Source organism: Priestia sp. J2 (genome assembly GCF_020790095.1).
GTDB classification, from domain to species: Bacteria; Bacillota; Bacilli; order Bacillales; family Bacillaceae_H; genus Priestia; species Priestia zanthoxyli.
Genome location: NZ_CP086208.1, coordinates 1,484,585 through 1,499,042, shown reverse-complemented (window position 1 = coordinate 1,499,042; position 14,458 = coordinate 1,484,585). Strand labels below are relative to the sequence as shown.

The window sequence follows — 14,458 nt, the reverse complement described above, 5'->3', positions numbered from 1 at the left end:
TCTAGCTCGTTTGCTTAGAGTCTTTTTTTGCTAAACGCTCTTTTTATTTCTCCCGTATCCAACGTAAATAAAGACGCCAATCAGCATCCAGCCGATTGAGTACATCCACGTTACCATTGATAAGTTAAACATAAGAAAGATACAGCAAAGAATAGCAAGAATCGGAATGAATGGCACAAAAGGTACTTTGAAACCGCGCTTTAAATTAGGCTGAGTTTTTCGCAGAGCCAAAATTGAAAATGAAACGGCAGCAAACGTAACAATCGCTAGCATATTGGCTAAATCCGCCAGCTGTTTTAAGTCAACAAAACCAGCTACAATCGCGCCTAATGCGCCGACAAGCCATGTGGATATAACAGGCTCACTGTTCTTTCGGTTTACTTTTGAAAAAAGAGACGGCAATAATCCATCATGACTCATTGACATCAGTACGCGAGGCACAACAAACAAATAAGCAAATACGACGGCCATTATACCAATAACTGCTCCTATAGATACAATAAGCGCTGCCCATTCTTGTCCAACGCTATTGAGCGCATATGATAACGCATCGCCCACGTTTAGCTCTTTATAAGAAACCATCCCTGTTAATACTAATGCAATGACTACATAAATGACTGCACAAACACTCAGTGCAATCAAAATACCTAGCGGCAAGTTTCTTTGCGGATTTTTCACTTCTTCTGCCGAAGTAGAAATGGCATCAAATCCGTTATAAGCGAAAAAGACGGAAGCTGCGCCTGCAAAGATCCCTTTCACACCAAAAGGAGTAAATGGGTGCCAGTTATTTGTATGAATAAAAAAGACGCCGACGGCTACAAATAAAAGAACAATACCTATCTTGATTAAAACCATTAAGTTATTTATTTTTTTACTTTCTTTTACCCCTCTTGTTAATAAAAACGACATGCACAGCACAATAAATACTGCCGGAAGGTTAATGATACCTCCGTCGCTCGGTATGGCGGTTAACGATTCAGGAAGTCTAATACCAAACTCAGTAAGCACATTATTTACGTAAGAAGACCATCCGCCTGCTACAGACGCTAAAGACACCGTATAGCATCCTACAATGGACCACCCTATTAAATGCGCTACAAATTTTCCTAATGAAACATATATGTATGTATATGCGCCTCCTGAACTTGGAACAGCTGAACCAAATTCTGCATAGCACAACGCAACAAGAATACAGGCTATTGCAGAAATAATAAATGAAACGGAGACCGAGGGCCCTGCATCCCTGGCGGCAACTAGTCCTGCTATAACCAGAACTCCTGTCCCAATGGTTGCTCCTACTCCCATCAAAATAACATCAAATAACCCTAGTGTCTTAGTTGATTCTTTTGCTGCATTTTCCTCTAACAGCTTATTAACATCTTTTTTTGCAAACAGATTACTCATGATGACTAACCTCTCTTCATCTTGTTACTAACAATACTTTTTATAGTCTATTTTTTAATGGTAGATCTTTCTATGTATGTAACAGTAAACTATTTTACTACATTTAATTTTCTGTGTAAAATATTTTAGTTTCTGAACTTTTTAATGATTAAAACAAATTCACTAATGATGTTTTTTCTATCACCCTATTATGTTGTACCCGACCAGACTAAATACATGCGTTAAAAACTTTATCAAAATTTCCTTCATTCATGATTGCTTTTGTACTATACTAAAGAAAAACTTCTTAGGAGCAACATAAAAGATGAACTTATTTTATTTTCTCAAGGGGTTAGTGATTGGGTTTTCCGTTGCTGCTCCCGTCGGTCCCATTGGTATTTTATGCATCAATCGCACGTTATCTAAAGGGCGATTACACGGGTTTGTATCCGGGCTGGGAGCAGCTACAGCAGATGCTCTTTATGGATGCATCGCTGCGTTTGGCCTAACGTTCATTACAACCTTTTTATTAACCCAAAAGATTTGGCTTCAGCTGATTGGGGGATTATTTTTATGCTATTTAGGTGTACAAACTTTTCGTTCTCAACCTGCAGAGCACGCTGCTGCTGCTAAAGGAGAAGGGTTGCTTCGTTCGTATACATCCGTTCTCTTTTTAACGGTTACGAATCCAATGACGATCTTATTTTTTATTGGCGTGTTTTCTGGTGTAGGCATTAGTAAATCAGCATTTGATGTTGCTTCTGCGCTGACAATGGTTGCAGGCGTATTTTTAGGATCGGCCTGCTGGTGGCTTTCGCTCAGTTTTGCTATTAGTCTTGCCCGGTCGAAGTTTACGAATAACAGCTTGATCTGGGTAAATCGTATTTCGGGAGCGGTAGTACTGACTTTCGGGATATTTGCGTTATACAAGTTGCTATAAAAAGTCACTTGTCTCCTTTTCTGGGGACAAGTGACTTTTTTAATAGAAAAGAATAATCTTAAAAAATACCCTAAACGCTGTGTTTTCTGTATAATAGATAAATAGAAAAACAGAAAAAGTATAAAAAATGCTTGAAAACTACATACTCAATCAATAGTCTTCAAACATAATAAGGGGAAATAAAGCATGACCATTCTTCTCGTAGATGACAATCAAGTCAATCTATTTGTGATTGAAAAAATTCTAAAAGGCGCTGGCTACGATAACTGTGTGTCTCTTACGTCTGCCCATGCGCTTTTTGACTATCTTAACCTGGACGATAAGAACTCAAAAACGAATTCGGTCGATTTGATTTTACTTGATATTATGATGCCCGAAATCGATGGAATCGAAGCCTGCAGGCGAATTCAACAGGTAGAACGCTTAAAACATATTCCAATTATCTTTGTCACAGCCCTAGAAGACAGCAGCAAATTAGTAGAAGCTCTAGACGCTGGCGGAACAGATTACGTCACAAAGCCGATTAATAAAGTGGAACTGCTGGCTCGTATGCGGGTAGCCTTACGCCTTAAAGCAGAAATTGACTGGCACACGGAACATGAAAAGAAAATTCAAACTGAGTTAGATTTAGCTACGCACGTACAGCAAAACTTACTCAGCCCCCCTTTACGAGAGAAAGATATTCAAATGGAAGTTTCATATTATCCTTCTTTTAAATTAGCGGGTGATATGTACTATTGGCACAAAATTGACGAGCACCGGTACGGTATTATTCTTTTTGATATGATGGGGCACGGCATCTCTGCCTCGCTTGTTTGTATGTTTATTTCGTCTGTGCTCAGAGAAGCTATCAAGTCCCTCATAGACCCTGAGCAGGTTATTATAGAGTTGAATCGCTACATGGAATTATTGCACAGCGAAAAAGATGAAATTCCTTACTATTTCACTGCTATTTATTTAGTGATTGATACGGAAGCTAAGACAGTAGAATATGTGAATGCCGGGCACCCAGAAGGTTATATGTTAGTGGATGAACATACGCTCGTTCCTCTTCAACGAGGAAGCTGCCCTGTAGGGTTTTTTGAAGAAATGGACGTTCAGAAATCTGTTGTCAGCTTTGAGAACGATGTGCAAATTTTGCTATTTACAGACGGAGCTCTTGAATCGATGGGCCCTTGCGAAAATGAATCTGCTCTTCGTCTTCAACAACTTACTGAACAAAAATGGACAAATCCGCAGGCATTTATGAATGAAATTTTTTCAGAAGAACAAAAGTTAAATCAGCCTGATGACATGTGCGTGCTAATGATTCAAGCACAAGCACAATAAAAAAAGACCTCCCATGAGAGGTCCTTTTTTTATTGCTTTTGATATATGCGCTCGTTCCCTGCAAACTCGATATAAGAAGCTGCTCCCTCAGCAAAGCGAAGCGTTTCTTTATCGCCAAGTCCAAGAAACCCTTTTACACACAGGCTTTCTGAAAATAAATTATACACTTGATTTTGCAGCTGAGCTGTAAAATAAATAAGGACGTTTCGGCAAATGATGACGTGAAATTCATTAAATGACTGATCCGTGACTAAATTATGCTGAGCAAAGATAATATTTTTTAACAGCGACGGATGAAAATATGCATAGTGATGATCCGTTTGATAATATTCCGAGAAGGCATTCTTTCCCCCGGCTTGAATATAATTTTTTGTATATGACTTCATTTTACGTAAAGAAAAGGCGCCTTGTTTTGCTTTTTCTAATACATCTTCGTTCATATCGGTTGCGTAAATGACCGTTTTATCCATTAACCCTTCTTCTTCTAAAAGAATCGCCATAGAAAATACCTCTTCGCCCGTTGCACAGCCAGCGTGCCAAATGCGAATTTCCGGATAATCCTTTAATACCGGAATCACTTTTGTGCGAAATGCTTTAAAAAAGCTTGGATCGCGAAACATCTCTGTTACATTTATTGAAAAATCATTTAAAAGCTGATTCATAAATTCTTCTTCGTGAATCGCTTTTTCTAACAATCGAGACACGGTTGGAATACGTTCAATTTTCATTCGATTATAGACTCGGCGACAAATAGAAGATTTAGCGTACTGTCTGAAATCGAATCCCGTTAATCGATAAATAGCCGTCAGCAGTAAATCAATCTCTAAATCTGTTTTTTTATTCATAACTAAGTCTTCACTTAAATCTAGGTGCTTCATATCCATTTATGTTTCATACCCCGCTTAATTTACTAGCCATACACGCATAACGGAGAACAGCTGATTTAAATCTAAAGGTTTGCTGATATAATCTGATGCTCCAGCTTCCAAGCATTTTTCACGATCGTTTTTCATCGCTTTAGCGGTTAATGCAATAATAGGCAAATCAACAAGCTTTAGCTCTCCTCTGATTTTCTGCATGGCTTCATATCCGTCCATTTGCGGCATCATAATATCCATTAAAATGAGATCAAATGGTTCACTATTCTCCATCATTTCAAGACACTCTATTCCGTTATGAGCTGTCATAATGGTCATACCTTGTTTAGCTAGCGCAGTTTTTAAGGCAAAGATGTTGCGCTGGTCATCATCTACGATGAGCACTCGCTTATCTTGAAACACATTTTCATCATCTTGCAATGAAGGTTCAACTGGTTGTACAGGATGATCAATTTCAGTTATTTCTGCTTCAGGTTCAGCTTCTTCTACAGATACCGCTACTTCTTCATATGCAAAATTCACTTTTTCATAGTCAATAAGACCATTAGAGAGACTAGGAAGATAGAGTGTAAACGTACTTCCTTTTCCTACTTCACTGCTTAGAGAAATCCAGCCGCCCAATAATTTTGCAAACTCACTGCAAATAGATAAGCCAAGTCCTGTTCCTCCGTACTTGCGGACCGTAGCTCCATCCGCCTGCTGAAACGCTTCAAAGATAAGCTGATGCTTTTCTTTTGGTATACCAATTCCTGTATCAGCTACAGCTATTTCTAGCCAGCAATCTGTATCAACTGTACGCATAGCTGTTGTGAGACGATGGTCAGCTACTCGTTGAATGGATACGGTGACAGATCCCGATTCCGTAAATTTAAATGCATTTGATAAAAGATTTTTCACAATTTGCTGGAATCTCTTTTCATCTGTGTGAATGATGTCCGGTACATCTTGTGCTTTATTAATTTTCAATTGTACGTTTTTCTGTTCAGCAACGTGGCTGAAATTACGTTCGATTTGATCTGGAAGCTCACTCATATTCATCTCAGCAAGCAAGATATCTAGTTTTCCAGACTCTACTTTTGATAAATCCAAGATATCGTTGATTAACGCGAGCAAGTCTTTTCCTGAAGAATGAATAATACGAGCGTATTCTTCTTCATCTTCAGATAGCGTTTTGGCTGCGTTTTCCTCAAGCATTTCAGACAGAATAAGAATGCTGTTAAGTGGTGTTCGAAGCTCATGCGACATATTAGCAAGAAATTCAGATTTATATTGAGAATTCAACTCCAGCTGATGCGCTTTTTCTTCTAAATCTTCTTTTGCAGCCTCTAATTCAAACGATTTTTCTTCTGCGTCTTTTGTTCTTTCTTCTAGCTGTTCATTAATCATACGCAGCTCTTCAGACTGCATTTGCAGTTCTTCTGATTGTGTTTGAAGTTCTTCAGACTGAGCTTGGAGCTCTTCTGTCATCGCCTGAGATTCTTTTAATAGACGAGCAATTTCCATACGTCTAATTACGCCATTGATAGTGAGACCAAACGTTTCAATCACTTGACTAATAAGTTCTTGCTCTAAAACTGTAAACTCGTGCAGCGATGCAAGCTCGATAACAGCAATTACTTCATCTTCAAACAAGACGGGTACAATAAAAATACTCTTAGGTTTTACGTCTCCTAATCCGGAAGTAATGAGCTGGTACGTGTCAGGTACATCGTTTATGACAAAGGTTCTTTTCTCTAAAGCAGCTTGTCCAATAAGCCCTTCGCCTATCAAAAAGCTCTCTCTTCCCGCGTCGCTTTTTCTATCTGCAAAAGCAGCTTGTTTGACGAATAGGTTTCCTTTATCATTTTCCTCTCGAACATAAAATGCTCCGAAAGAAGCTCCTGTCATTTCTGAAACCGTAAAGAGAAATTTTTCCGCTAGCTTGTCTACCGATGCTATGCCTTGGTACATCGTTACAGCATGAGCAATGTTCGTTTGAAGCCAGTTTCGCTCTTCAATATTTTCTAACAACGCGTTCGTGGCTAGCCCTAAATCTTTAATTTCATCATTAGATCGAACTTTAATTCTTCCTTTTAACTCGCCTTTTGAAGCCGTAATTCGTTTGATCGTTTGCGTAACTTCTTTAATCGTATTCACAATAGAATTAGACAACACAATAGCGATAGCAAGTGAAATAAGCGTAACGAATAACAGCAAACCGTAAAGTCCAATTTTAATTTTTTGATTTTTCTCGTCTAACTCTGTTGCTCTTGTTTCAGTCGATTTTTTCTCTACATTTCTAAAAGAAGTAAACTGGCTGCGTATATCGTCCATATACTGGCGCCCAGGATCTTTCTCAAAAAATTGCTGAAGCTCTTTTGTATTATTTTCTTTTTTTAATGCAATGGTCGGTTCACCAGCAGCTTCAATCCAGTCTTGAATACTTCCTTTAATCTTCTCCAGTTTCTCCTGCTGATTTGGATTATTATTTAGAAGCTGATACAGCGCATTATAATCTTTTTCCCAACTTGTTGCTGCACTGTTATAAGGTTCTAAGTAACTCGCTTCTCCTGTAATAATATAGCCTCTTTGTCCGGTTTCCATATCAAGCAGGTGCTTTTCAATTCGATTGGTCAGATCATGGACTTCAATATCATGATCAATGATAAAATTTCGCTCTTTTTGCAAAGATGAAATTTGACTGTTTAAAACAATAAATGCAATAAATAAACAGACAATAACAATTAAATATCCAATAATAATTTTGGATTTGATGCCAAACCTCATTTTCTTTTCCATAATGTTCCTACTTTCATTCTAGATATTCTTCTAGAAGCATTCGAAAAACATGTTTATTTTTGCCGCTGGACAATTTCACTTTCAGTACACACTCTCCACTCCATCTTCCTTTGCTTGATAAGGCTTCTCTCTTTTTCCTATCAGGTCAACATTCCTATTATACACTCTATTTTTGTACAGAAGAATATTTATTGTGCAAGAGGTGAAGATTAATTCCCCAATTAGAAATTGACGTTTTAAAACGCCATATAAAGATAAGCCCATGCCTGTACAGGCATGGGCTTATCTCATAATATATTTGTACACAATAAGGTAATGAAAAGTAATTTATGCTTTGGGGAATCACATAAATTATGACAACATAGGTATAAATACTTATATGCAAAATGCAAAGCATTCATTAATTGAATTGTACTTGGATAGTAGAAAACATTGCCACTTTTTTTAATTTAAATATATTTTTTAAACTTACATATCTACTTGCTGTACTTTTTATCTCGAGCTCTTTAACATTGCCAAAATCTCTGCGGAGCTCGCAACTCTTTTATTTTGAAGCGTTTCAGCAAGATGTGATACTTTATAAAGTGTTTCCATGCTTTCAATCGGATATTTCCCAGCTGCTGTTTCAGCAGAAAGCATCACTGCATTCGTGCCGTCCAGTACTGCCTGAAACACATCCGTCACCTCGGCTCTTGTAGGAATTGCGCTGCTCACCATTGATTGAAGCATTTGTGTCGCGGTGATCACATATTTATCGTGCAAGCTGCATTCATGAATTAATATTTTTTGGAGCAAAGGAATCCATTCATACGGTAGCTCTACCCCTAAATCTCCTCGTGCAATCATAATTCCATCGCCTTCTTCACATATTTGCTTGAAATTTTCTATAGCTTCCATTGTTTCCACTTTCGCAATCAGCTTTGGTGCATTTAGATGTTTTAAATGGATAAAATCTTTAATGTCTTTTAAATGTTCAGGGGTTCTTACGAACGAACAAGCAAGAAAATCTACTTTTTCTTTCAATAAGAATACGATGTCTTTTTTGTCTTTTTCAGTAATGGCCGGCAAACCGACGCGAGCACCTGGCAAATTCACGCCTTTATGAGACGAAACAGATCCGCCCTTTTTTACCTTTGTGACAAGTGTATCTTCTTCTACTCCTTCAACAGCCAGTTCTACTTGACCGTCATTGATTAAGATTTTGCTTCCTGTTTGAACATCCTTCACGATACCCTTATAGTCAACGCTGGCTCCTTTTTCATTTCCTGACATCTGCTCTGTATATAAAATAAAAGATGCGCCTTCTTTTAACACTATTTCTTTTGACTTTATCACTCCAAGTCTAATTTTAGGACCTTGTAAATCTCCTAAAATTTGAATAGAGGAATTTAAAGATCTTAACGTATCTATAATTGTTTTATGACTTTCATGCGACCCATGAGATAAATTCAGCCGAGCAATTGTCATTCCTTTTTCCAACAGTCTCTCTAGTACATCTTTCTTATTACTAACAGGTCCGATTGTACAGATTCTATCGATTGCCACTGCCTTTCACCATCCTTTTAATGTAGGATGCCCATTTCCATAAAAGAGATAAGCTTTATACAAAAATAGGTATATCACCACAAAAAAATGCCTCTTAGTCAATAACTTGCCTAAGAGACAGCCTTTTTATTACTTTACCCAGCTTTCCGTCACTTTCTTATTTTTAGAAATCCAGTTTTTCACGCCTTTTGTTTCGTCTTTTGCACTGTTAATTTCTGATTCTAATGATGCCAATTGATCAGCGCTAATCGAAAAATCTTTAAGCCACTTTGCTGCTTCTGGATAATCTTCCTTAAAAGCTTTTTTACTGATTGACTGTATTTTCTCAGGTCCAGTTGGATTCATCGTATTTTTGGGATCTTTTAAGTATCTGAGATTATACTTTTCAAAAGCCCAGTGCGGGCGCCATAACGTAACAACAATAGGTTCTTTATTAGCAATGGCTTTATCCAATTCCGATAGCATCGCAGCTGTACTGCTCTCTACTAAATTCCAGTCTGTTAACCCATAGCTGGGCATGGCATGGTCTTTCGTAAGACCATTGATTCCAGATCCCGGTTCAATACTAATAATCTTTCCGTTAAACTCCCCTTTCTTATTTTTTAAATCACCTATCGACTGCGCGTCTACATAGCCGGGAACGGCTAATCCGCTGTCTGCTTGATCGTACCAAGTGCCGAGAACGGCTACTTGTTTTCCGAATCTTTTCATGTAAGAACTATGGGTAGTAGGCATCCATACATCCAAAAATAAATCAATATTTCCTTGAGCAACTCCTGAGAAAAGCGGGGCTACGTCACTTTGAACTGCTTTAACTTTATAACCTTTTTCCTCTAATAATTCCTTCCATAAAAACGTAACGGCTACGGCTTCGTCCCATGGTATGTACCCAATTGTAATTTCTTTTTTAGTCGTCGTGCCGCTTGCCGTATTGCTATTTCCGCATGCAGAGACAAGCAGCATGACGACGATTGTTAGCATAATAAAAGAAATTTTTTTTGAATGTTTCATCTAACCCCACCTTTATCCATTTTATTTGCTTGATTGAATATCTTGGCTTTTTCGAGTAGAAAGATGCGTTAAACGATCTAAGATAACGGCAATAATAACAACCGCAATCCCACCGATAAACCCTAAGCCTACATCCAGCATACTGATGCTTCGTAATACCTCTGCACCTAGGCCTCCCGCACCGACCATGGAAGAAATAACAACCATCGAAAGAGATAGCATAATAACTTGGTTTACACCCGACATAATCATAGGCAAAGCGAGCGGCAGCTGGACTTTAATTAATTTTTGCCATTCTGTCGCTCCAAAAGCTTCCGCTGCTTCTAAAGTGGTGTGCGGAACTTGCTGAAGCCCAAGCAGCGTCAGACGAACGGCAGGCGGCATTGCGAAAATAAACGTAGCAATAAGAGCTGTAACATTCCCTAATCCAAATAAAAGTACGGAAGGAATTAAGTAAACAAAAGCAGGCATCGTTTGCATAATATCAAGAATAGGCTTTATGACTGCCCCCACTTTGTTAAAGCGGTGTGATAATATGCCTAAAGGAACGCCGAATAAAAGTGAGATAATCGTAGAAGCTAAAACGAGAGATAAGGTCAGCATTGATGCTTCCCATAAATCCAAGCTAATAATAAGAAGTAACCCAAAACACGTAAATGCAGCTATCTTCCAATCTGTCAACCATAGCGCTAATAGAACAAAAACAAGGACAGTTACTAGCGGAGGAGAGGCTGTCAATGCCCATTCAAGGCTGCTGATTAAACTGGTCATTATCTGGTTGATTCCAGTAAATACACCTGAAAAACTATCAATCATGTAATCAACAAATGAATTTGCCCATTTATCTAAAGGAATACGAGGAATCATCGCAGCATTCACCATCATATTTATCGAACCTCCACTTGATATGATTTAACTTCTTGCTGCTCGGTCACTGCAATACGTTCAGTGAGATTTGCAATAAGAGTACTCGGGGAAATCATACCTTGTAGGCGATGATGATTATCAACAATGACTACAGGCGAATGACTGTCTGTAAATAGAGGAATCATTTCTTGTAAAGACATATCAGGATTGACGCAATGCGGCTGTGTCAATGCTTTTCCTTTTAAATCATGCTTATGAGCTTCAATAAGCTCCATCACTGTATAGATGCTCATCATACCTAATAAGCGGTCAGAACTATCAAGAACAAAAATCGTAGATAAATGATTGGTTCTCATTCTTCTTAATATAACTTGTGGTGATTCATACTCATAGGCAGCCGTTTCTACCGGAATAACAGCGTCTTTAGCAAGGCGGATTTTGCCGTAATTAACGTCTTGAACAAGCAGTTTTACATAATCGGTTGCGGGTTGACTTAAAATATCTTCAGCCGTTCCAAGCTGTACAATCTCTCCGTCTTTCATTACGGCAGCCCGGTGCCCTAAAGTTAATGCTTCATCTAGATCATGCGTTACAAAGATAACTGTTTTTTGTACTTCTCCTTGAATATCAAGAAATAGCTTTTGCATATCTCTTCGAATAAGAGGATCTAACGCCGAAAAAGGCTCATCCATCAGCAAAATCTCTTGTTCAGAAGCAAGGGCTCTCGCTAATCCAACCCGCTGCTGCATACCTCCTGATAATTCATAAATTCTTTTATAAGCTTGTCCATTTAACCCCACCATTTCAAGCGCCTCTTTCGCTTGCTGATACGCCTTGAATTTCTAGACCGAACGTAATGTTGTCAATTACGGTGCGGTTTGGAAGAAGGCCTACATTTTGGAATACCATTCCAATTTTATTTCTTCGTACTTGCTGAAGCTGTCTTTTTGGCATATGAGAAATATCTGTATTTTCTAGATATACCGTCCCTTCTGTTGGTTCTATAAGTCCGTTCAAACATCGAAGTAAAGTAGATTTACCGCTTCCTGATAATCCAATTAACACAAAGGTTTCTCCCTTTTTCACTTCGAAATGAGCATTGTAAATAGCAACGGTTGTCTTAGTAGCTTGTTCAACTTCATATTTACTTTGTCCAGACTCTCTCAGCTTAAGAGCCTGTTCTTTTTGACGGCCAAACACTTTTGAAACATCGGTAACGCGGATAATGGGTTCTGTTAGTTTAGAGCTTGTACTCAATTTATTTCCCCCTTATTTTTAAAGTAGATTGTTAGAGATGGTCTGGCACACCGAGATAATGTGCCAGACCGCTTCTATTTACTATTCGACCTTCATACCGATTGCTTCTAATACATAATTGTAAAAATGCGAAACGTGCTGTTCGATAGGTACTAAAATCCCTCCTTCTTTATAAGATTTTGAGCTCATATTTTCTTGACACCACTCACACGCTTCAAAATCTTGTAAATTAACGCGGTGAAATAATTCCACGGCATCTTTTGGGTCAAAATCAGGCTTAGCCATTTCTTCCGGGTCGAATAACCATTCGCAAATTACTTTGGACTTTTCTGCACTGATTGGAATAATACGATGAATAATAACGTGATCCGGTGTTAAGTTGATAAATACAAGCGGCAGAACGGTAATGCCAAAATACGTGCGGTCATCTTCAGGAAGCAACCCTTTTAACATAGGACGGCTTCCTTTCCCGCTAATTGAAAAACCTTCTAACTCATTGCCAAACTTAGCTCCACCCCCTACTGAATTTTGAGTGCCGACTCCCGAACGAAATTCAGGGAGCGTTGCCGTAAGTTCAGGGTGAATAGAGGAACAGTGATAACACTCTTGAAAGTTTTCTACAATAAGCTTCCAGTTTGCCTCGACTTCGTACTCTTCACGATGAGCGGATTTTAAATTTTGAATTTCATACCTAGCAAACGTATAAAGCTCTCCAAAACGATCAAAAATTTGTGCATCTAGCTGATATTCAACAGATATCGGATTGTCTGATAAATTAACCCAAACCATGCCGTGCCACACTTCAATGTGAACGGATGTTAGTCCGTAACTTTCGTTATGCACGAGTTCTTCTCGACAGTGGCTTGTGTTAGGAACACCTACTAAATCACCATCTAAGCTATAGCTCCACGAATGATACGGACAGCGAATGACCCCTGCTTTACCGGATGCTTGGCTGCACAGCTTAGCTCCTCGATGCCGACATACGTTTAAAAATCCTCGCAGTATATGGTCTTTTCCTCTAGTAATTAAAATATTTTCGCCTTCAACTCTCGTCGTAATATATTGTCCTGGTTCTGCTATTTCGTATTCAAATGCAACTAAACTCCATGATTTAGAAAATATATGATCTTTTTCTAACTTAAAAATGTCCGAAGATGTATACAGCTCTCCTTTCAACGTGGGCTCAAGTCTCCCATTATCATTTACTAAACCATGTTCCATAACCATCTGCTATTCCTCCTTCGCTTCTTTAGAAACATTTAAATAGAACCATTCGCAAGAGCTGACGACGATTTATACTATTTTGTTCGCCGCAAATCGCTGCGGAGCAAACAAATCAATTGGGTGATTGGTTTTTCCCTCTGTCACTAAATCTGCTAAAATCTCTCCTACTACGCTTGCAAACTTAAAACCATGTCCGGAAAATCCCGCTGCAATTGCTACTTGAGGATATTCAGGATGCAGCGAAATGACAAAATGTTCATCTGGTGTATTGGTATACATGCACGTTTTCCCTTGTAAAAACCGACCGTTGAGCTGCGGAAGACCTTGAGCTAGATAGTGCCGCATCATGTTCACTTCATCTTCATATATATTTCGATCAATCGTTTCCGGCGTACACGCCGTTCCTTTTCGGAAAAACGCCACTTTTGCTCCTTCAGCCTTTAATCCAAAAGAAGGGAAACCATACAACTGTACATAATCATCTGCTTCCCAAATATAAATCGGCTGTTTTCCCACTGAAAAAACGTCTATTCCTTGTGTTGGTTCAAAAAACATTTGCACATGACGCTCTACTTGTAAGCTAACACCTAATTCCCGTAATAAATCGGGTGCCCAGGCGCCTGCAGAAATAATGATTTTTCCAGCTTCATATATTCCATTAGCTGTTACAACACGCACGCCTTCACCAGAAGGATGGGCTTCCCACGACACCACTTCTTCAAAAAAATGAAGCTCAGCTCCGTATTTTTCTGCTTGAAGAAGGTGAGTATATACGCTTGCTTCCGGCCTAACGAATCCAGCTTTTTCTTCATATAGAGCAACCGTAGCAGGTGAAGGTGTAAATACCGGAAACCGTTTGTAAATATCCTTTGCTTCTAGAATCTCATACGCAAGATTCCACTGTTTAGAGCTTTCGATGCTTCCAGAAACCGTCAAGCTTTCAGGAGGTCCCATCATAAGTCCACCGGTAACCGTAAAAATTTCTTGACCGCTTTCTCTTTCAATTTCATTCCACAATTCGTAGGCGCGAAGCAACAATGGAACATAAGCAGGGTCTTCAAAATACGACTGCCGAATAATTCTAGAACCGCCGTGACTCGATCCTAGATCATGAGCAGGACCGTATTGTTCTAACCCCAATACCCGCTGCCCTTTTTTGGCGAGCTGATAAGCAGCTGTACTCCCCATAGCTCCTAATCCGATAATAATGACATCATAATGTGTTGACATCTGCATTCCTCCT

The 14,458-nt window shown here is 38.9% G+C and carries 12 protein-coding genes; 2 read left to right on the top strand and 10 right to left on the bottom strand.

Annotation, left to right across the window (positions count from 1 at the left end):
* Positions 1 to 30: 30 nt before the first annotated feature.
* Complete coding sequence (locus tag LJY09_RS07625) at positions 31 to 1,404, bottom strand: amino acid permease (protein WP_228307642.1); 1,374 nt, start codon at positions 1,402 to 1,404, stop codon at positions 31 to 33.
* 304 nt (positions 1,405 to 1,708) lie between these two features.
* Here LJY09_RS07625 and LJY09_RS07620 point away from each other — a divergent pair, with 304 nt between their 5' ends.
* Both LJY09_RS07620 and LJY09_RS07615 read left to right on the top strand, forming a co-directional pair.
* A complete protein-coding gene (locus LJY09_RS07620; protein ID WP_028413960.1) occupies positions 1,709 to 2,323 on the top strand; it encodes a LysE family translocator in 615 nt (204 codons plus the stop codon).
* A gap of 186 nt (positions 2,324 to 2,509) precedes the next feature.
* Positions 2,510 to 3,652 (top strand): SpoIIE family protein phosphatase, encoded by a 1,143-nt coding sequence (locus tag LJY09_RS07615; protein ID WP_228307641.1) that lies wholly within the window; start codon positions 2,510 to 2,512, stop codon positions 3,650 to 3,652.
* A gap of 29 nt (positions 3,653 to 3,681) precedes the next feature.
* On the opposite strand, the gene LJY09_RS07610 is transcribed toward LJY09_RS07615, so the two are convergent.
* The 9 genes from LJY09_RS07610 to solA form a co-directional block, all read right to left on the bottom strand.
* Positions 3,682 to 4,536, bottom strand: a complete 855-nt coding sequence (locus LJY09_RS07610; RefSeq protein WP_028413962.1) for a CheR family methyltransferase — start codon at positions 4,534 to 4,536, stop codon at positions 3,682 to 3,684.
* 18 nt (positions 4,537 to 4,554) lie between these two features.
* Complete coding sequence (locus tag LJY09_RS07605; protein ID WP_205663964.1) at positions 4,555 to 7,308, bottom strand: CHASE3 domain-containing protein; 2,754 nt, start codon at positions 7,306 to 7,308, stop codon at positions 4,555 to 4,557.
* 492 nt (positions 7,309 to 7,800) lie between these two features.
* Positions 7,801 to 8,853, bottom strand: a complete 1,053-nt coding sequence (locus LJY09_RS07600) for a pyruvate kinase (protein ID WP_228307640.1) — start codon at positions 8,851 to 8,853, stop codon at positions 7,801 to 7,803.
* A 129-nt stretch (positions 8,854 to 8,982) separates the two neighbouring features.
* Entirely contained in the window at positions 8,983 to 9,864 is an 882-nt protein-coding gene (locus LJY09_RS07595; RefSeq protein ID WP_221816868.1) for a glycine betaine ABC transporter substrate-binding protein, read from the bottom strand.
* Positions 9,865 to 9,885: 21 nt separating this feature from the next.
* Positions 9,886 to 10,749, bottom strand: coding sequence for an ABC transporter permease (locus LJY09_RS07590; RefSeq protein WP_028413966.1), 864 nt, complete (start codon positions 10,747 to 10,749; stop codon positions 9,886 to 9,888).
* 2 nt (positions 10,750 to 10,751) lie between these two features.
* On the bottom strand, positions 10,752 to 11,534 hold the full coding sequence (locus LJY09_RS27615) for a CBS domain-containing protein (protein WP_266105068.1): 783 nt from the start codon (positions 11,532 to 11,534) through the stop codon (positions 10,752 to 10,754).
* A 1-nt stretch (position 11,535) separates the two neighbouring features.
* A complete protein-coding gene (locus LJY09_RS27610; RefSeq protein WP_266105067.1) occupies positions 11,536 to 11,988 on the bottom strand; it encodes an ATP-binding cassette domain-containing protein in 453 nt (150 codons plus the stop codon).
* A gap of 81 nt (positions 11,989 to 12,069) precedes the next feature.
* Positions 12,070 to 13,218 (bottom strand): aromatic ring-hydroxylating oxygenase subunit alpha, encoded by a 1,149-nt coding sequence (locus LJY09_RS07575; RefSeq protein ID WP_047751332.1) that lies wholly within the window; start codon positions 13,216 to 13,218, stop codon positions 12,070 to 12,072.
* 66 nt (positions 13,219 to 13,284) lie between these two features.
* Complete coding sequence (gene solA / locus LJY09_RS07570) at positions 13,285 to 14,445, bottom strand: N-methyl-L-tryptophan oxidase (RefSeq protein WP_098113429.1); 1,161 nt, start codon at positions 14,443 to 14,445, stop codon at positions 13,285 to 13,287.
* Between the last annotated feature and the right edge of the window lie 13 nt (positions 14,446 to 14,458).